Here is a 17,645-nt window from a genome sequence, read left to right on the forward strand (position 1 = left end):
CGCGACCATCAACGTCAATCCGTCGTCGCAGTACTGGCCGAACTGGACCAAGTTCCCGTTCAGCCTGACCGGCTGGACCCATCGTCCGCTGGCGGTGATGCTGCTGGCCCTGGCCTACAAGTCCGGTGTGCCGTGGAACGAATCGAACTACTCCAATGCGGAGTTCGACGAGATCCTGGCCCAGGCCGAAGGCGTCCTCGACGCCAAGGAGCGGTCGCTGCTGGTCAAGCGTCTGGAAGAGATCATGCAGGAGGACGGACCGCTGGTTCAGTCCTGGTGGCGTGATCAGTACAGCGCCTATGACAAGCGGCTGCTGGGCTTCACCCAGCACCCGACCGCTTACTGGTCGCTGGAGGAATACGCTCTCGGGTCCTGAGTTCAGGACAGGGGACTATCGGGAAGGGCGCCACCGGCAGGTGGCGCCCTTTCTCTTTGCCGGCAGCCCGGGCCGCGACACAATGGCGGCGTGGCGAGGCGTGTTCCGTGTCGAACATGGTCATGTAAGATACGGCAACGGCGCCGGCCGGCCCAATACGGATATGACGCAGCGGAGGTGACACGCCCATGACGGTGACGCTCAACACTCGTGACGATTTTAATCTCGAGACGCTGCGCCGGGTCGCCCTGGAAGGCGAGGACGTCCGCTTCAGTCCGGCCGCTCTGAAGCGCATGCAGAAGGCGCACGACACCTTCCAGAAGTATGTTGATGCCAGCCGCGACATCTTTATCTATGGCGTAACATCCGGCGGCGGGCCGGATGCCAAGAACCATCGCTCGCCCGAAGAGATGATGAAGCGGCGACGCGCCGCCAATCCTTTCCGCTCGCTGTCTTTCTCGCGCGATGGTGACTATCCGGAATATGCCATTCGCGCCGCCGTCTTTGCCATTCTCAACCAGTTTATCGAGGGCAACACGGCGACCTACCCGAAGCGGGCGCAGGCTATCGCCGACATGTTGAAGAAGCCGCTGCCCAGGGTGCCCAACCAGGGTGTAACGGTGCCCGGTGAAATCCTCGCCTCCATGACCCTGTTCCGGGATGTGCAACGCTTCCCTGAGGCGGGCCATCAGGCCGGCTCCGGCAACGGCAATCAGTTCACAACGGGTTTTGCCGGCGTCAGCGCTATCGCCCAGCGACGACGCCTGGATATCGCCGGCATGGTTCAGGCGCTCTCCGTTGAAGCCATGAATGCGCCGCTGGAAGCCTATGACCCGGCGCTCAAGGCGCTATGGGGTGACTCCCACGAAGGTGCCGCGCTGGACGCGCTCAATCGCTGGCTCAAGGGTGCGCCTACCAAAAACCGTCGCTTCTATCAGGCGCCGGTCTCCTGGCGCATCATTCCGCGGGTGCTGGGCCAGGCCTATCGTGCGGTGGCGCAGCTTGAAGACGTGGCCCGCGTGTCCCTCAGGCAGATCTCTTCCAATCCGGCTTATGCGCTGCCCGACAAGAAGCACCCCCTGGGCCATACTTTCTCCTCCGGCGGTTATCACAACGCCATTGCGCCACCGGCCATGGATGCGGTGGCGGCGGCCTGGGTCGATGTGGCGGCCCTGTCGCACCGTCACTCGGTCAAGCTGCACAAGGGCGAGGTCTCGCTGCTGCCGGACCGGCTGCTGCCCGAAGGCAAGGACTATATGACGGCCAGCTCCACCACCTATCTGGAGTATGTGCCGAACGGCTTCATCGAGGAAATGCGCCGGCTGGCTCAGCCCTCTCTCCTGTCGCCGGCGGAGCCCGCGGCGTCGGAGCAGGACGACATCTCCGCGCCGGGCTTCCTTGCATACAACACACTCGAAAAAGTGTCGGTGCTGTTTGATTCCGTGCTGGCGGTGGAGGCTGCCGTGGCCAGCCAGGCCTTGTGGGTCACCAAACGCGACGCGCCAAGACCGTTGCGGCCGTTCCTGGAGGCGGTGCGCGCTCATTTCCCGCCGGTGGAGGTTGGCCGCCTGCTGGGCGACGATGCCCGGCGTCTGTCAGAGGCTTTCTCCGCCGCCACCCTGTCCGGCGACATGTCGCTTGGCACAAAGCCGGCCGCCGGCAAGCGCAAGGCCGCTTGATGATGATTGCCTGATGATGATCGATAACAACACCCGACTGCGGAGCCGGCCATGACTGTCACCCTCAACAGCCGCAAGGACTTCACCCTTGCCAACTTCCGGCGGGTTGCCGCCGGCGGCGAGGCGGTCAAGATCGGACCGGCCGCCCGCCGGGCCATGGCCAGTGCCCGCAAGTCCTTCATCGCGCTGCTGGATTCCGACCGCACCCAGTTCATCTACGGAACCACCTCTGGCGCCGGGCCGCAGGCCAAAGTGGCGATTCCGCCGGCCGAGCAGCGCCGCCGGGCCAATCAGTGGCGGGTCAACCGTCAGCACGGCTCGGGCTTTGGCGGCGGCGATCTGCCGGAGCGGGTGGTGCGCGGCGTGGTCTTCGCCCGCCTCGCCAACTTCATCGAAGGCAATGCCAAGACCCGTCCGGTCATTGCGGAGCGTATCGCCTCCATGCTGCGGCGGCCGATGCCGGCACTGCCCGCGTCGGGCCAGGTGGGCGCCGGCGAAATCCTGCCTCTCGCCCACGTCATGAGCGCCATGCCCGATGGCGACATGGAGGAGGGCGAGCCCATGGCCCTGATCAACGGCTCGCCGGTGTCCGCGGCCATGGCGGCGGACGCTGCGGCCTTTGCCCGGCCGCGCCTGGAGCTGGCGGAGCAGGTCTTTGCGCTGTCCATCGAGGCCATGAGCGCGCCCATGGAGGCCTATGACCCGGATCTGGTCCATCTGTGGGGCGATCCCTATGAGGGCGAGGCTATCCGCCGCATCAATTCCCTGCTGGCCGGCAACCAGAAGAAGGGGCGGCGCTTCTATCAGGCGCCGGTATCGTGGCGCATCCTGCCGCGTGTCCTGGGTGCGGCGCGGCGGGCCATCGCCACCATGGAGGATGTGGCGGAGATTTCGCTTTCCTCCGTCACCGACAATCCGGTCTATGTGCTGCCCGACCGCAAGCATCCGCTGGGTCGCGCCATCTCCACCGGCGGCTATCACAACGGTGCAGCCTATCCGGCGATTGACGCGGTCAACGCCGCCTTCGCCGATCTGGTCACTCTGGCCGATCATCACACCACCAAGATGCAGAATGCCGATGTCTCGGGCCTGCCGCCGGGTCTCGTGCGTCCGGGCGCCGAAGGTCGCGGCACCGGCGGTCTTGGGTTCATCCAGATCGGCTTCGGCGAGGAAGCCCGCCACGCCGCACAGCGCACCTTTCTGCCGCCCAGCGAGGGTGGCGGCTACGGCCAGAACGACGTGGCCTCGCCCACCGCCTTCGCCTTTCAGAAGCACATGACGGCCAACCGTTGCCTCGATTCCGCCATGGCCATTCTGGCGGTGGTGGCCAGTCAGGCATTCCACGCCACCGACCGCCAGGCGCCGCGCAAGCTGCGTGACACCCTGGCCGCCATTCGCGCCATCGTGCCGCCCTATGAGGGGGCGCGGCGGCGCAACCGGGGCAAGGAGTTGGAAGCCCTGCGCGACGCCTTTGCCGGTGCGGTGGAGAGCGGCGACCTGCTCCGTCCCAAGGGCAGGACGGCGGCCAGGAAGACTCCCGCGAAAAAGACCGCCGCAAGGAAGAGCCCCGCGAAGAAGACCAGCGCGAAGAAGGCTACCGCGAAGCGTAAAACCACTGCCAGGCGCAAGAGCCCCGCCCGCAAGGCGGCGGCGCGGTCGCGCGCCTAGGCGTCGGTGGACACGAGCAGAGAAAAGGAAGGCCATGACCGTCACTCTCGATAACCGGCGCGACTTCAATCTCGCCAATTACCGCCGTGTGGTTCTGGGCGGCGAGAGTGTGCGGTTCAGTGGCAACGCCATCGCCAAGATGAAGCGTGCGCGCAAATCCTTCATCGCCCTGCTGGATTCCGACCGCACCCAGTTCATCTACGGCACCACCTCGGGCTCCGGCATCAATGCCAGCAAGGCCATCAGCCCGGCCGAGCAGCGCAAGGCCGCGGCGGCGCGCGGCCGGCGGCGTAATTTCGGCGCCGGCTTTGGTGGCGGCAACCTCGCTGAGCGCGCCGTGCGCGGTATCATCTTCGCCCGCCTCGCCAACTACATCGACGGCAATGCCAAGACGCGGCCCGACATTCCGCTGCGCATTGCCTCCATGCTCGAGCGGCCGCTGCCGGTGGTGCCCATGAATGGCCAGGTATGGGCCGGCGAAATCCTGCCCATGGCCCATGTGATGGCGGCCCTGCCCAAGGGCGACTTCGAGGAAGGCGAGCCCATGACCCTGGGCAACGGCTCGCCCTGTTCGGCCGGCCTGGTGGCGGATGTGGCGATGCAGGCGGCCAATCGTCTGGCCATTGCCGAGCAGGTGTTCGCCCTGTCCATCGAGGCCATGAGCGCGCCGATGGAGGCTTATGACCCCGATCTTGTTGGCTTGTGGGGCGACCCGTATGAGGGCGCCGCGCTGAAGAGTCTCAATCGCCTGCTGGCCGGAGTAAAGACCAAGGGTCGCCGGTTTTACCAGGCGCCGGTGTCATGGCGCATTCTGCCGCGTGTGCTGGGCGCGGCGCGGCGGGCCATCGCCCAGGTGGAGGAGGTGGCCGCCGTCTCCCTGTCGGCCATCTCGGACAATCCGGTCTATGTGCTGCCGGACAAGGCCCATCCCCATGGCCGGGCCTTTTCCACCGGCGGCTATCACAACGGCATGGCCTATCCGGCCATGGACGCGCTCAATGCCGCCTGGGCCGATCTCTGCACCCTGGCCGACCACCACATGGTGAAGATGAAGCGTGGCCATGTCTCTTTGCTGCCCGATGGACTGGTCAAGCCGGGCCAGCATCCCTACAGCGTCGGCATGGTGGGCATGACCCAGATCGACTATCTGGAGGAAGCCCGTGCCGCCGCCCAGCGCACCTTCCTGCCTTTGTCGGAGGGCGATTCCCAGAACGACACGCCATCGCCGGTATTCCTCTCTTACAAGAAGAGTCTGCGCGCCGCCGACTGTCTGGACTCCATGCTGGCCCAGCTCGCGGTTATCGCCAGCCAGGCCCTGTGGGCCACCGACCGCAAGGGACCGCCGCGGCTTACGGCCTTCCTCGCCGGCATCCGCTCGGTGGTGGCGCCGCTGGACGGCGAGGGCACGCGCAAGCTCGGCGAAGAGCTGTCGGCCCTGCGCGACGTATTCAGCCAGGCGGCGCTAAGCGGCTCGGCCGACTTCGCCGTGACCGCATCCGCCGGCCGCAACGCTTCCGGGCGCAAGGGTCCCGCCCGCAAAACCGCCGGCCGCAAGACAGCGACCAGGACAAAAGCCAGGACAAAGACCGCAGCCAAAAGCGGGACCAAGCCCGCAGCCAAAAGCGCGGCCAAGCCCGCTCGCCCAGCGGCGCGCCGGCGCGCCCGCACCCCCGCCTGACCGGCACCCATGCTCAGCCCGGCAAAGCGCAACCTCTGGCTTCTGGCGATTCTGCTGGCGGCCATGGTTGGCGCCTGGCTGGTCAACCGCCTGACCGGCATCCAGGGCTCGGCCTTTCTGACGGGCGTCACCGCCTGGATCATCGCCGGCAGCGTCAGCCTGACCGTATGGTCCTTCCGCCACTTCCGGGCGCGCGATTCCCGCGCCATGTGCCTGTTGTGGAGTGCGGTTGCCGTGGCGGTGCTGGTCTGGACGGCGCTTGCAGCCGGCGGCGGCGCGGACGCCTGACCGCCATGCCGGACCACACCCCGCCGCCCGATCCCCGGCTGCATCCCTGGCGGCCTGATCTGGCTGCGGACTTCCTGCGCGGAATGGTCAGCGCCGGGCGCTATGTCAGCGGCGAGGCGCGCCAGAGTGTGCGCGGCATCTCCGCCATCCGCCGCCGGCCGGCCCGCGACTCCGAACGCATGACCACTCTGCTCTATGGTCAGGGTTTTACGGTCTATGACGCGCGCGATGGCTGGGCCTGGGGACAGTCGGCGCACGATGGCTATTGCGGCTATGTGCAGGAATCCGGCCTCACCCGCCATCTGACGGAAGCGACCCATGTGGTTGACGCCCTGTCCGCCCCGGTTTTGCCGGCGGCCAGCGTTCGATCCGCCCCGGTCAGTGACATCCTCTATCTGGGAACACCGGTCACCATCGTCGCCGAGGAAGGGGATTTCGCCGGCCTCGCCGCCGGCGGCTGGGTGTTCCGTCGCCACCTGGCGACCGTCGGCGCGTGGCGCGGTGACTGGGTGGCCACCGCCGAATCCTTCATCGGCGCGCCGTATCTGTGGGGCGGCATGACCGTGCGTGGGTTCGACTGTTCCGGCCTCGTCGCCGCCGCCCTCAACCGCGCCGGCCGTGTGGTGCCGCGGGACAGCGACATGCAGATGGCGGCCCTGGGCGAGCCGCTGGCCGATCTGCCGGCGCCGGACGCGCTGCGGCGCGGTGATCTGCTGTTCTGGACTGGCCATGTGGCTGTCGCCACTGGCCCGGACCGGGTGGTCCATGCCACCGTTCCTTCCGTCATCGGCGAAAGCGCCACGGGGCTGATCGACCGCCTGGCGGGCCAGGGGCTGCCGCTGCTGGCGGTCCGCCGCCTGTCATCGCCCTGACCTCGCGCCGCCTGATTTCACGTCTCTACCGGGAGTGCCTGCATGACCGTCGTCCTCAATACCCGCCATGACATCACGCTGGAGGCGGTGCGCCGCGTCGCCTGGGGTGGTGAGGACTGCGTCCTGTCCGATCTGGCCCTGGCGGCCATTGGCCGCGCCCGCGCCTCGTTCATGGAGCTGGTCAACAGTGATCGTTCGCAGTTCATCTATGGCACCACCACCGCCGGTGGCGAGGGCGCCCGCAAACGCCTGAGCGCGGAAGAGCAGAAGGCCCTGCCGCGCCGGCAGATGCCGCTCAAGGGGTTTTCCTTCGGCGACCCTCTGCCCTCCCGCGTCACGCGCGCCATCGTCCTGGCGCGTCTCGCCAATTTCATTGAGGGCAACGGCAAGGTGCGGCCGGAGCTGGCCTCGCGGGTGCTCAACCTGCTGCGCGAGGCCGACCTGCCGCCGGTGCCATCGCGCGGCACCACCTGGGCCGGCGAGACCACAGTGCCGGCGCGCCTGTTCGGTCCGGTGCGCCAGTCCGGCGACCTGCAGGAAGGCGAGGGCATGGCCCTGGTCAATGGTTCGTGCGTCGCGCCGGCGCTGGCTGCCGATGCGTCTTTGCGCGCCACCAAGCGCATGGCCATTGTCGCCAGTGTCTATGCCCTGTCCATCGAGGCGCTGAACGCGCCGCTTGACCACTATGAGCCGGCGCTCAAGGACCTGTGGGGCGATCCGCATGACGGCATGGCGCTGGACGCGCTCAACCGACTGCTGGCCGGGGCTGACCGCGCGGGGCGGCGTGCCTATCAGGCGCCGGTGTCGTGGCGCATCGTGCCGCGGGTCATGGGCCAGATGTATCGGGCGGCCGAAAAGCTGGAGACCGCCGCCACCACCAGCCTGCGCGCGGTATCCGACAACCCGGTCTATATCCTGCCCGATACCGCCCATCCGCTGGGCCGCGCCCTCTCAACCGGCGGCTATCACAATGGCATGGCGACGCCGGCTCTCGACTGGATGGCCCAGGCGTGGGCCGACATCTGCGGTCTGGCCGATCGCCACACAACAAAGCTGCTGCGCGGCGATGTCAGTCTTCTGCCCAACCGTCTGATCGACGCCGAGCATCCTTTCGGTGTTCGCTTCGACGTGGCCCAGGTGCAATGGGGCGAAGAGGCGCGTAACGCCGCCCAGCCCACGTTCATTCCCATGAGTGAGGGCGGCGGCAGCACCCAGGACGACACCCCCAATCCGGTGATGATCGCCTGGCGCAAGGAACAGATGGTGGCGGAATGCCTCGATGCGGCCATGGCCATGCTGGCCGCCACCGCCAGCCAGGCGTTGTATGTGGCCGGCCGTGAACCGGCCCCGCCGCTGCGTCCTTTCCTCCATGCGGTGCGTCGGCATTTCCCGCCGGTCGCCTCCTATCGCGATCAGGGCGAGGAGGCCGAGCGCCTGACCCGCGCCTTCGCCGCCGCCGCTGTTTCCCCCGACCCCGACCTTCTGGTCGGCGATCCCGCCGACGGCGTGCTCAGCCACATTGTCCGCTAGACCGTTATGACCGTCATTCTCGACAGCCGCGACGACTTCACTCTCGACACCCTGCGCCGCGTCGCCTGGCAGGGAGAGCCCGTCGCCTTTTCCGCCCGCTGCCGCCAGATGATGGAGCAATCGCGGGCCAGCTTCATGACCATGCTGGAGTCCGACCCCGACCAGTTCGTCTATGGCGTGACCAGCGGCTATGGCATGGGCGCACTCGAACGGCTCGACGCCGAAGGCCGCCAGCGGGTGGCCAAACGCCCGCCCTATTCAAAGGGCACCGGGCTCGGTATGCGCGCGCCTGACCGGGTGGTGCGGGCGATGATCCTTTGCCGCCTGACCAACTATGTGGACGGCTGGGCCGCCATCAGCCCGGAAGTGGCGCAGCGCGTTGCTGACAAGCTCGATGGCCGGCCCCTGCCGGAGGTCGGGCTGGAAGGCCAGGTCGGCGCCGGCGAAGTGGGCCCGTGCCTGGCCATTATCTGGGATCTGGTGGGGCCGGACTGCGGTGAAAAAGACGGCGGTTGCCTGATCAACGGGTCGCCCTGCGCCTCGGCGCTGATCGGCGACGCGGCCCTGCGCGCCCGCACCCGGCTTGACCTGGTCTGCCGTGTCCTGGCCCTGTCCATCGAGGCGGTCAACGCGCCGCTGGAGGCCTATGACCCGGCGCTGGCCGCACTGTGGGACGACGAGCATGAAGCGGCCGCCCTGGCGGCGCTCAATGGCCTGTTGGCCGGCGCCCGGCCCACCGGCCGCCGCGCCTTCCAGGCGCCGGTAAGCTGGCGGGTCATCCCGCGCGTCCTGGGCCAGACGTTCCGTGCCGTGGCGGAGGCTGAACGGGTGGCCACCGTGGCGCTGCGCGCCATCACCGATAATCCGGTCTATCTGCAGCCGGAGCCGGGCGCTCCCTTCGGCCGGGCGCTGTCCACCGGCGGCTATCACAACGGTGCCGCCTATCCCGCTCTCAACTGGCTGGCCATGGCCTGGGGTGACCTTACCGGCATCGTCCTTCGCGAAATCACCAAGCTGCATCGCAATGAGGTGACCGAACTGCCTGACCGTCTGCCGCTGGGTGAGGGCGGCTCCACCTCCGGTCTGGCACACGGCCCGTCCTCGCTCGGCGTCCGCGTGCGGGAGTTTGCCACCCCCACGTTCCTGCCGCAGGATGAAAGCGGTTCCACCCAGGACGATGTGGCCGCGCCGACCTTCGACGCCTATGTGAAGGAAGTGCGGGCCAGCGAGATGTTCGATCACAGCCTGGCTCTTCTGGCGGCCACCGCCAGCCAGGCGCTGGCCGTCGCCGGGCGCGACCCGGCGCCGCCACTCAGGCCTTTTCTTGCTGGAATCCGCCGGACCTACCCACTGGTGGACGGTCTGCGTGATCTTGGCGCCGACGGCGACCGGTTGGCCGCTGCCCTGTCGCGGGCCGTCGTCTCCGGCGACCTTGATCTGACGGAGGCGTCGTCGTGACGGTCGTTCTCGACGGGCGGGACGATTTCACCCTGGCCACTCTGCGGCGGGTGGCGGTTGACGGCGAGGCGGTCGCCTTCTCCGACGCCTGCACGGAAAAGATCCGCCAGGGACATGCCCGCCTCATGGACATGATCGAGAACGATCCCGGTCAGTTCATCTATGGCGTCACCACCCGCTTCGGCGAGGGGGCCAAGACCATCCTCGATGCGGCCGGCCGCCGCGAGCAGGCCACCGCACCGCCATACAATTACGGTACCGGTCTTGGGCGCGCCGCTTCGCCCCAGGCCGTGCGCTCCATGATTTTCTGCCGTCTGACCAACTTTGTGGACGGCTGGTCGGCGGTCAGCCTGGGCACCGCCCGGCGTGTCGCCGACATGCTGGACGGCCGGGCGCTGCCGCGGGTGCCACTGGGTGGCCAGAACAATTCCGGCGAGGTGCCGCCGCTGCTCAACCTTTTCGCCCATCTCTATGGCGATGAGTGTGAGGAGAAAGACACCAACTGCATCGCCAACGGATCGCCCTGCGCCTCCGGTCTGGTAGGCGAGCTGGCGCTGCGCGCGCGCCACCGCCTGCATCTGGCGGAGCACGTCTTCGCACTCTCCATAGAAGCCGCCAACGCGCCGCTGGAAGCCTATGACCCGGCCTTGCGTTCGTTGTGGGATGACCCCCACGAACAGGCGGCGCTGGACGGCCTCAATGCCTGCCTCGCCGGCGCGCGTAGCCAGGACCGGCGGCCGTTTCAGGCGCCGGTGGCGTGGCGCGTCATCCCCCGTGTCCTGGGTCAGGTCCACCGCGCGGTGTCGGAGGTCGAGCGTATCGCTACGGTCGCCCTGCGGGCCGTCACCGACAGTCCGGTGATCGTACCGACAGAGCAGGGGACGCGGGCCTGGTCCACCGGCGGCTTCCACAATGGTGCGGCCTATCCGACCATCAACTGGCTCAACATGGCGTGGGCCGACATGACATCGCTGACCGCGCGCCAGACCACCAAGCTGATGATGCCGGAGGTCAGCGAGCTGCCCCGCAACCTGCCCCTGGGCGACCATCCTTATGGGGTCGGTACGCACAAGCAGGGCCAGCGCAGCTTTTCCCGCGAGGCGCGCGAGCGCGCCGTCCCGGCGCTGCTGACCATGGACGAGGCGGTGTCCGGTCAGACCGACGTGACGGCGCCGACCTTCCTGGCCTATGAGCGGGAGCTGGAGACCGGATGGGCGACGGACGTCTGCCTGGCTTTGCTGGCGGCCACCGCCAGCCAGGCCCTGGCCGTGGCTGACCGCCAGCCGGCGCCGCCGCTGCAACCGTTTCTCCAGGCGATCCGGCGTGTACTGCCGCCGGTGGCGGCCCTGCATCACGGCGGTTTCAGCGGTGAGCGCCTGGCCGAAGCCTTCTCGGCGGCGGCCGTTTCAGGCGATCTGACCCTGGCCAGTAGCTGAGGGCTGACCACAGGGACTGCCGCCTGGCGGGCGACCGGCGGGCCGGCCTCGGGCAGGTCGGGGCCGACCCCGGATTTCGCGCCGAAACCGCCCGTCGCCGTTGACTTCGGACCGCCTATGGCCTATTCCCTGCGCCACTTCTCCCGCCCTGTTGGCGGGGGACAGGGAATCTGTTTGCCGGCCGTGCGACGTGGCGGTGTAGCCCCTTGGGGCCTGCTGCCGTATCCGGCCTCTGGGAGTTTTGCTGATGGGCCTCGCCGCTCAGACATTTTCGGTCAAGCCGGCCGATGTAGAAAAGAAATGGCTGCTGATTGATGCCGACGGGCTGGTGCTCGGGCGGGTCGCCAGCATCATTGCCAATCGTCTGCGCGGCAAACACAAGACCACCTTCACCCGGCATGTGGACTGCGGTGACAATGTCATCGTCATCAATGCCGAAAAGATCCGCCTGACCGGCCGCAAGCTGACCCAGAAGACCTATTACTGGCACACCGGTTATCCCGGCGGCATCAGGGAGCGTACGGCCGACAAGATTCTTGGCGGCGCCCATCCCGAACGGGTGATTCTCAAGGCGGTGGAACGTATGCTGCCGCGTGGCTCCCTTGGCCGCACACAGCTTGGCAATCTCAAGGTCTATGCCGGCGGCGAACACCCGCACGAGGCGCAGCAGCCGGTACCGCTGGACGTTGCCGCCATGAACCCGAAAAACACACCTCAGTCCGTCCGCAAGACGGGCGTGGTCTGATCTCACTAACGGATTTTTCCAGATATGGCCCTGACCAGCACCCAGAACGCCCTTGCCGCCGCCGGCATGACCAGCACCGGTCTGCCGCCGGTCGCCGCGCCGCAGCCCAGGCACGATGCGCAGGGTCGCTCCTACGGCACGGGCCGGCGCAAGGACGCGGTGGCGCGGGTCTGGCTGAAGCCAGGCAGCGGTCGGGTCGTCATTAACGGACGCGATGTGGAAACCTATTTCGCCCGGCCGGTTCTGCGCATGATTCTGGCCCAGCCCTTTGTCGCGGCCGAGCGGACGGAGCAGTTCGACGTCATGGCCACCGTCACCGGCGGTGGGCTTTCCGGTCAGGCCGGCGCCATTCGTCACGGTATCAGCCGGGCGCTGGTGGCCTATGAGCCCGCCCTGCGGGCGGTGCTCAAGCCCGGCAAGTTCCTGACCCGTGATTCGCGTGTCGTTGAGCGCAAGAAATACGGCAAGGCGAAAGCGCGACGTAGCTTCCAGTTCTCCAAGCGGTAGCCTCGGGGAAATACTGGCTCGTGCCAGGGGCGTCCCGCAGGGGGCGCCCCTTTTTCATGCCTGGACCCCGGCCCAACCACGTCATCCGCGCCACGACTCTCGCCTGAACAACGAAAACACCGGACCATGACAAACGACATACGCATCTGCTTTTTCGGCGAGTCCTATTTGCAGGGCTTCGGCGACACCACCGGGCAGGGTCTGCCCGGTCGCCTGACCGCCCATGAAGCCGCCCACGGCCGCATGGTCACCGCCTACAACATGGCTATCCGGGGAGAGACCGTGCGCGACCTGGCGCGCCGCTGGCCGGCGGAGCTGGCGCCACGTCTGGCCACCATGCCGCGCTCGGACGCGGCCTTGGGACTGGTCTTCCTGTTCGGTACCAATGACGTGTCGGACAACGGGTTGGCCCAGGGACTTGATCTTGCCGCTGCATTGGATCTGGCTGCCCGCCTGATGGCTGGCGTCCAGGGCTGCTGGCCCGTGCTGTGGCTGTCCACGCCGCCGCCCGGCGGCAGCGGTCTGGACTCCCGGCGCGTGGCCATCCGCGCTCTGGTGGACGGCCACCGGCGCATTGCCGGGCGACTGGCGATTCCGTTCATCGATCTGTGGCCGGCCCTGGCCGGTGACGCCTGGCGTCAGGCGGTGGCCGATGGTCCGGACGGTGTGCATCCGGCCGCCGCCGGCCACCGCCTGATGGCGGGGGCGGTTGTGCGCCACGCCGCCTGGCCGACGTTCGTTTCGGCCCTGGAGTCGGTCTGCGCTGGCACGGCTTCCACGACAGGCCCCTGTGCCACGGGCCCCGTTGCCACGGGCCCCCGTGCGACGAACCCCCGTGCGACGAACTCCCGTGCGACGCCCGTTGCGTCAGCCGCCGCCGGGCCTATCCTCACCTCACACTCAGGGAGTTCATCATGACCGCCGCCACTCGCGACAGCCTGCAGAAAATCGCCATTCTCGGCGCCTCCGGCTATACCGGGGCGGAACTGCTACGCCTGTTGCTGCGTCATCCCGGCGTGTGGATCGCCGCCCTGACCGCGGAGCGCAATGCCGGTCAGGACATGGCCACTGTCTTTCCGCAGTTCGCCGGCATTGACCTGCCACAGCTTTGCCGTATCGAGGATGTGGCGTGGGACCGGATCGACGTGGTGTTTTGCTGCCTGCCGCATGGCACCACCCAGCAGGTCATCGCCGGCCTGCCGCAGCATCTCAAGGTGGTGGACCTGTCGGCTGATTTCCGGCTGAGCGACGTCGCTGACTATGCCCGCTGGTACGGTCATGACCACCAGGCACCGGCTCTGCAGGAAACCGCCGTCTATGGCCTGACGGAACTGGCGCGTGATGCCGTGCGTCAGGCCCGGCTGGTGGCCAATCCCGGCTGCTATCCGACTTCCGCCGCTTTGCCGCTGGCGCCGTTGCTGGCGGCCGGGCTGATCGATGGCGACGACATCATCATCGATGCCAAATCCGGCGTCACTGGCGCCGGACGGGCGGCAAAGGAAGCCAGCCTCTTTGCGGAGGTCAGCGAGGGCATCCACGCCTATGGCGTGGCCAGCCACCGTCATGCGCCGGAAATAGAGCAGTCGTTGAGTCAGGCTGCCGGCCGGTCGATCACGGTCAATTTCACGCCGCATCTGATGCCCATGAGCCGCGGTATTCTCTCCACAATCTATGTGCGCTTTGCCAGGGGCGCGTCGCTCGGCGATCTGCGCCATGCCCTGGCCACCGCCTATGACGGTGAGCCCTTCGTCCATCTGGCGGCGCAGGGAAGCGCCCCGGCCACCCGTCATGTGCGCGGCACCAATCACTGCCGCATCGGCCTGTTCGAGGACCGTTTGCCCGGTCGCGCCATCCTGCTCAGCGTCATCGATAATCTGGTCAAGGGCGCGTCCGGCCAGGCGGTCCAGAACATGAACGTCATGACCGGTCAGGACGAGGTGACCGGCCTGCAGCAGTTGGCGCTGTTTCCGTGACCATCATCCTGCCTTTCGGCGATCACACGCCGGTGATTGATCCGTCGGTCTATGTGGCGCCCAACGCCACCATCATCGGTGACGTGGTGGTGGGTGAGGGCTCCAGCCTGTGGTTCAATGTGGTCCTGCGCGGCGATGTGTCGCCCATCCGTATCGGCCGACGCAGCAACATTCAGGACGGCACGGTGGTTCATGTTTCCGATGGCGGGCCGGGCACCGACATTGGCGATGATGTGACGGTCGGCCATATGGCGCTGCTCCATGCCTGTACCGTGGAAAGCTTCGCCTTTATCGGCATGAAGGCCTGCGTCATGGATGGCGCAATCGTGGAGTCCGGCGCCATGGTGGCCGCCGGCGCGCTGGTGACGCCGGGCAAGCGGGTCCGGGCCGGTCAGTTGTGGGCCGGCACGCCAGCCCGCTTCATGCGCCAGGTCAGCGAGATCGAGCGCGCCTATTTCGGCTGGTCGGCGGCCAACTATGCCAAGCTGGCCCGGGCCTATCATTCCGGCGATGGCCGCTTCGATCCGGCGGACGTGGAGGCCAGTGGCAGCGGCGTCGCCGCCGGGGTCGAAGCCGCCGCCCAGCGCCTCGCCCGTGACCGCTCCTGATGGTGCCGGGGGGCCCGCGTTTACCGTGGCCCCCGTGTTTACCTTGACCGGACTCACCGCCTCTGGCACAACGCCAGCTAATGCGCGGCTTTGCGCCGGTAGGGGCCGGTTTGCAGCGGTGCCATCGGACTGTCGGTTAACCATGTGGCAACCGCTGCGGGACTAGGCTGGCGACCGCGTTAGAGGCTGCGCTCGCCAGGATGGCGGACCGCGCGCTGGGCCACAGGTGGCTCGGGCAACAGGGGGCCAGGAGACCAGCATGGACCGTTCTGTCGAAGGCCGGACGCCGCGCCGGATGATCGCTCGTCTCGCCGGGTTGGGCGCCGCCGCCCTGCTGCTTGCGGCTTGCTCATCTTATTCAGATTCGGGCTACAACCCTTTGAACTGGAACTATAATCCGATCGACTGGTTCGGCGGTGACGAAGAGCTGGCGACACTCCAGGCGCCGGATGACGCGGCCTCTGATGGCTCCGGGGAGCAGCCGAGCCTGGCCTCTGTGCCGGACGCGCCGGCCACCTCTACCGCCGGCCAGCGTGCGGCCACGGCCGCCGGGCTGCAGGCGGACCGTCAGAACGCCCTGTATGACGAGCCGGAAGAAGAAGAGGAGGTGGTCGCCGCCCTCGCGCCGGCGCCGACCCAGCCGGTCGCCAGTGCCGCCCTGAGCGCGGCTGGTACAGCCAGCGATACGGGCCTGAGCGCGGCCGGCGCGGCCAATCAGACACAGCTTGCCGCCTCCGGCCGGCCGCTCAGCGGCCAGCAGACCGCTATCACCGGCTCCGGCCAGGCCGCCACCACCGCCCGTTCGCTTGTATCGCAACCGCCGGCGCAGTCAGCGCAGACCGCCGCCGCCACCTCCACGGCAACCCAGACCGCGGCCTTTGGCCAGTCCGGCCAGGCGGCACAGGCGATTGCCGGCCAGGCGGTCGGCGCGATAGAGGTCAATACAGGCCAGGGTTCGGTCCTGCAGCAGACCATGCAGCAGGCGCTGGCCATGTCGGCCTCTGCCACCACCGGCATCGTGACCACCGGCACCACTGGCGCCGGCGGCAGCGGCTTGCCGGTCAGCGCCATTCCCGGCCAATCGCTCGGTCCGTCCGTGGGTCAGGGGCGCGGCCAGACGGGCCTTGGTTTCGCCGGCGGCACCCAGCTCGCCACTCTCTATTTCAGCCATGACTCGGCCGGGCTCTCTGGCCAGGACCTGCAGGTGATCGGTCAGCTGGTCAACCTGCTGGAGCGCTCGCCCGGGCTGGTCCGGGTGGTTGGTCATGCCTCCAGCCGCACCCGGCAATTGCCGCTGGATGGCCACCTGCTGGCCAATTTCCAGATGTCCGTTGCCCGCGCCGATGCGGTGGCGGCGGAGCTGGTCCGCCGCGGCATTGATCCGGCCCGTATCATCCGCCAGGCGATGGGCGATTCCGCGCCGGTCTACAGCGAGGCCATGCCTTCGGGTGAAGCCGGCAACCGCCGCGTAGAAATCTGGCTCGACGGCTAGCCGGGGTGGTGTCGGCTCCGCCCCTCAGGGTGGCGCTGGCGGGGCTTGGCACGGTCGGCGTCGGCCTGCTGCGCCTGCTGGCGGCCAATGGTCAGCGCGTTGCCGGCCGCGCCGGGCGCGCCGTTCAGGTCACTCATGTTGCGGCCCGCGACCGCAGTCGTGATCGCGGTGTGCCGCTGGACGCCTGCGTCTGGTGGGATGATCCCGTGGCCATGGCGCGCGACGCCGAGGCCGATGTGGTGGTCGAGTTGATCGGCGGCAGCGATGGCGCCGCCCTGGCCACGGTCCGCGCCGCCCTGGCTGCCGGTCGTCCCGTGGTCACCGCCAATAAGGCGCTGCTCGCCCATCATGGCATGGACCTGGCCAGCGCGGCCGAGGCGGCCGGCGTGGCCCTGGCCTATGAGGGCGCCGTCGCCGGCGGTATCCCGGTGGTCAAGGCGCTCCGGGAATCCCTGGCCGGTAACCGCATCAACCGTGTGGTCGCCATTCTCAATGGCACCTCCAACTATATTCTGACCCACATGCGCCAGAGCGGCCGTGATTTCGCCGAGGTGCTGGCCGACGCCCAGCGGCTGGGCTATGCGGAGGCCGATCCCGCCTTTGATGTGGACGGGGTGGACGCCGCCCACAAGCTCGCCCTGCTGGCCAGTCTCGCCTTCGGCAGCCGGGTCGACTTTCCGGCCATCCATGTGGAGGGCATCCGCCACATCACGCCGCTCGACCACGCCTATGCGGCGGAGCTTGGCTACCGCATCAAGCTGCTGGGCATCGCCCGGCGTGAGCGCGGCGCCATCGAGCAGCGCGTACATCCCTGCCTGGTGTCGCTGGACGAGCCCATCGCCCATATCGAGGGGGTGCTCAACTCCGTGCTGCTGGACGGCGATCCGGTCGGCCCGGTGGAGCTGGAAGGCCGCGGCGCCGGGGCCGGGCCCACCGCTTCGGCCGTCGCCGGAGATCTGGTGGATATCGCCCGTGGCAATGCCGGACCTGCCTTCGGCCTGCCGGTAGCGGATCTGGCGGCCCTGCCCACCCTGGCCATGGCCCAGCGGGAAGGGGCGGTCTATATCCGCCTCATGGTGCGCGACCAGCCCGGCGTCATCGCCGAGGTGGCGACCATCCTGCGCGATGCCCGGGTATCCCTGGAGGCCCTGGTCCAGCGCGCGCGCGCGCCGGATTCCACCGTGCCGGTGGTGATGACTACCCACAGCGCGCCGGAAGGGGCGGTGCGTCAGGCGCTGGATCGCATTGCCAGGCTCGACGCGGTGGTCGCGCCGCCGGCCGCCATTCGCATCGAAAACCTCTCGCCGGACGCCTGACGCCCTCCCGCTCGGCCCG

Annotated in this window: 16 protein-coding genes; all 16 read left to right on the forward strand. The window is 68.2% G+C overall.

From position 1 onward, the window contains the following. Positions 1-376: ABC transporter substrate-binding protein (locus RIE31_09445; protein MEQ8640812.1), on the forward strand; the 376-nt coding region annotated here is incomplete at its 5' end. Positions 377-564: 188 nt separating this feature from the next. Next, entirely contained in the window at positions 565-2,055 is a 1,491-nt protein-coding gene (locus RIE31_09450; protein MEQ8640813.1) for an aromatic amino acid lyase, read from the forward strand. Between the two features lie 51 nt (positions 2,056-2,106). Further along, positions 2,107-3,723 carry an aromatic amino acid lyase gene (locus RIE31_09455; GenBank protein MEQ8640814.1) on the forward strand — a complete coding sequence of 539 codons (1,617 nt, stop codon included), beginning with the start codon at positions 2,107-2,109 and terminating at the stop codon, positions 3,721-3,723. A gap of 34 nt (positions 3,724-3,757) precedes the next feature. Beyond that, positions 3,758-5,401, forward strand: a complete 1,644-nt coding sequence (locus RIE31_09460; GenBank protein ID MEQ8640815.1) for an aromatic amino acid lyase — start codon at positions 3,758-3,760, stop codon at positions 5,399-5,401. Positions 5,402-5,410: 9 nt separating this feature from the next. Next, positions 5,411-5,689: a hypothetical protein gene (locus RIE31_09465; protein ID MEQ8640816.1), complete on the forward strand. Its 279-nt coding sequence runs from the start codon at positions 5,411-5,413 to the stop codon at positions 5,687-5,689. 5 nt (positions 5,690-5,694) lie between these two features. Then, a complete protein-coding gene (locus RIE31_09470) occupies positions 5,695-6,561 on the forward strand; it encodes an NlpC/P60 family protein (protein MEQ8640817.1) in 867 nt (288 codons plus the stop codon). Between the two features lie 42 nt (positions 6,562-6,603). Further along, positions 6,604-8,091, forward strand: a complete 1,488-nt coding sequence (locus RIE31_09475) for an aromatic amino acid lyase (protein ID MEQ8640818.1) — start codon at positions 6,604-6,606, stop codon at positions 8,089-8,091. 6 nt (positions 8,092-8,097) lie between these two features. Beyond that, positions 8,098-9,549 carry an aromatic amino acid lyase gene (locus RIE31_09480; GenBank protein ID MEQ8640819.1) on the forward strand — a complete coding sequence of 484 codons (1,452 nt, stop codon included), beginning with the start codon at positions 8,098-8,100 and terminating at the stop codon, positions 9,547-9,549. Continuing rightward, the gene (locus RIE31_09485; protein MEQ8640820.1) at positions 9,546-10,985 is read left to right on the forward strand and encodes an aromatic amino acid lyase; all 1,440 of its coding nucleotides are present in this window, start codon (positions 9,546-9,548) and stop codon (positions 10,983-10,985) included. The genes RIE31_09480 and RIE31_09485 overlap by 4 nt, the downstream gene beginning before the upstream one ends. A 247-nt stretch (positions 10,986-11,232) precedes the next feature. Further along, a complete protein-coding gene (rplM, locus tag RIE31_09490; GenBank protein MEQ8640821.1) occupies positions 11,233-11,730 on the forward strand; it encodes a 50S ribosomal protein L13 in 498 nt (165 codons plus the stop codon). 66 nt (positions 11,731-11,796) lie between these two features. Continuing rightward, the gene (gene rpsI, locus RIE31_09495; GenBank protein ID MEQ8640822.1) at positions 11,797-12,237 is read left to right on the forward strand and encodes a 30S ribosomal protein S9; all 441 of its coding nucleotides are present in this window, start codon (positions 11,797-11,799) and stop codon (positions 12,235-12,237) included. Between the two features lie 126 nt (positions 12,238-12,363). After that, positions 12,364-13,155 carry a GDSL-type esterase/lipase family protein gene (locus RIE31_09500; protein ID MEQ8640823.1) on the forward strand — a complete coding sequence of 264 codons (792 nt, stop codon included), beginning with the start codon at positions 12,364-12,366 and terminating at the stop codon, positions 13,153-13,155. Further along, a complete protein-coding gene (argC, locus tag RIE31_09505) occupies positions 13,152-14,210 on the forward strand; it encodes an N-acetyl-gamma-glutamyl-phosphate reductase (GenBank protein MEQ8640824.1) in 1,059 nt (352 codons plus the stop codon). The genes RIE31_09500 and argC overlap by 4 nt, the downstream gene beginning before the upstream one ends. After that, positions 14,207-14,818 (forward strand): gamma carbonic anhydrase family protein, encoded by a 612-nt coding sequence (locus RIE31_09510; protein ID MEQ8640825.1) that lies wholly within the window; start codon positions 14,207-14,209, stop codon positions 14,816-14,818. The genes argC and RIE31_09510 overlap by 4 nt, the downstream gene beginning before the upstream one ends. Positions 14,819-15,077: 259 nt before the next feature. Further along, a complete protein-coding gene (locus RIE31_09515; protein MEQ8640826.1) occupies positions 15,078-16,310 on the forward strand; it encodes an OmpA family protein in 1,233 nt (410 codons plus the stop codon). Between the two features lie 8 nt (positions 16,311-16,318). Beyond that, positions 16,319-17,626, forward strand: coding sequence for a homoserine dehydrogenase (locus RIE31_09520; GenBank protein ID MEQ8640827.1), 1,308 nt, complete (start codon positions 16,319-16,321; stop codon positions 17,624-17,626). The last annotated feature ends 19 nt before the right edge of the window (positions 17,627-17,645 follow it).

Source organism: Alphaproteobacteria bacterium, from assembly GCA_040218575.1.
GTDB lineage: Bacteria > Pseudomonadota > Alphaproteobacteria > JAVJRE01 > JAVJRE01 > JAVJRE01.

Excerpts from the sequence above, each read along its gene's own strand:
- RIE31_09450 (MEQ8640813.1), top strand. The coding sequence starts at position 565 with ATGACGGTGACGCTCAACACTCGTGACGATTTTAATCTCGAGACGCTG.
- RIE31_09455 (MEQ8640814.1), top strand. The coding sequence starts at position 2,107 with ATGACTGTCACCCTCAACAGCCGCAAGGACTTCACCCTTGCCAACTTC.
- RIE31_09460 (MEQ8640815.1), top strand. The coding sequence starts at position 3,758 with ATGACCGTCACTCTCGATAACCGGCGCGACTTCAATCTCGCCAATTAC.
- RIE31_09465 (MEQ8640816.1), top strand. The coding sequence starts at position 5,411 with ATGCTCAGCCCGGCAAAGCGCAACCTCTGGCTTCTGGCGATTCTGCTG.
- RIE31_09470 (MEQ8640817.1), top strand. The coding sequence starts at position 5,695 with ATGCCGGACCACACCCCGCCGCCCGATCCCCGGCTGCATCCCTGGCGG.
- RIE31_09475 (MEQ8640818.1), top strand. The coding sequence starts at position 6,604 with ATGACCGTCGTCCTCAATACCCGCCATGACATCACGCTGGAGGCGGTG.
- RIE31_09480 (MEQ8640819.1), top strand. The coding sequence starts at position 8,098 with ATGACCGTCATTCTCGACAGCCGCGACGACTTCACTCTCGACACCCTG.
- rplM (MEQ8640821.1), top strand. The coding sequence starts at position 11,233 with ATGGGCCTCGCCGCTCAGACATTTTCGGTCAAGCCGGCCGATGTAGAA.
- rpsI (MEQ8640822.1), top strand. The coding sequence starts at position 11,797 with ATGACCAGCACCGGTCTGCCGCCGGTCGCCGCGCCGCAGCCCAGGCAC.
- RIE31_09500 (MEQ8640823.1), top strand. The coding sequence starts at position 12,364 with ATGACAAACGACATACGCATCTGCTTTTTCGGCGAGTCCTATTTGCAG.
- argC (MEQ8640824.1), top strand. The coding sequence starts at position 13,152 with ATGACCGCCGCCACTCGCGACAGCCTGCAGAAAATCGCCATTCTCGGC.
- RIE31_09515 (MEQ8640826.1), top strand. The coding sequence starts at position 15,078 with ATGGACCGTTCTGTCGAAGGCCGGACGCCGCGCCGGATGATCGCTCGT.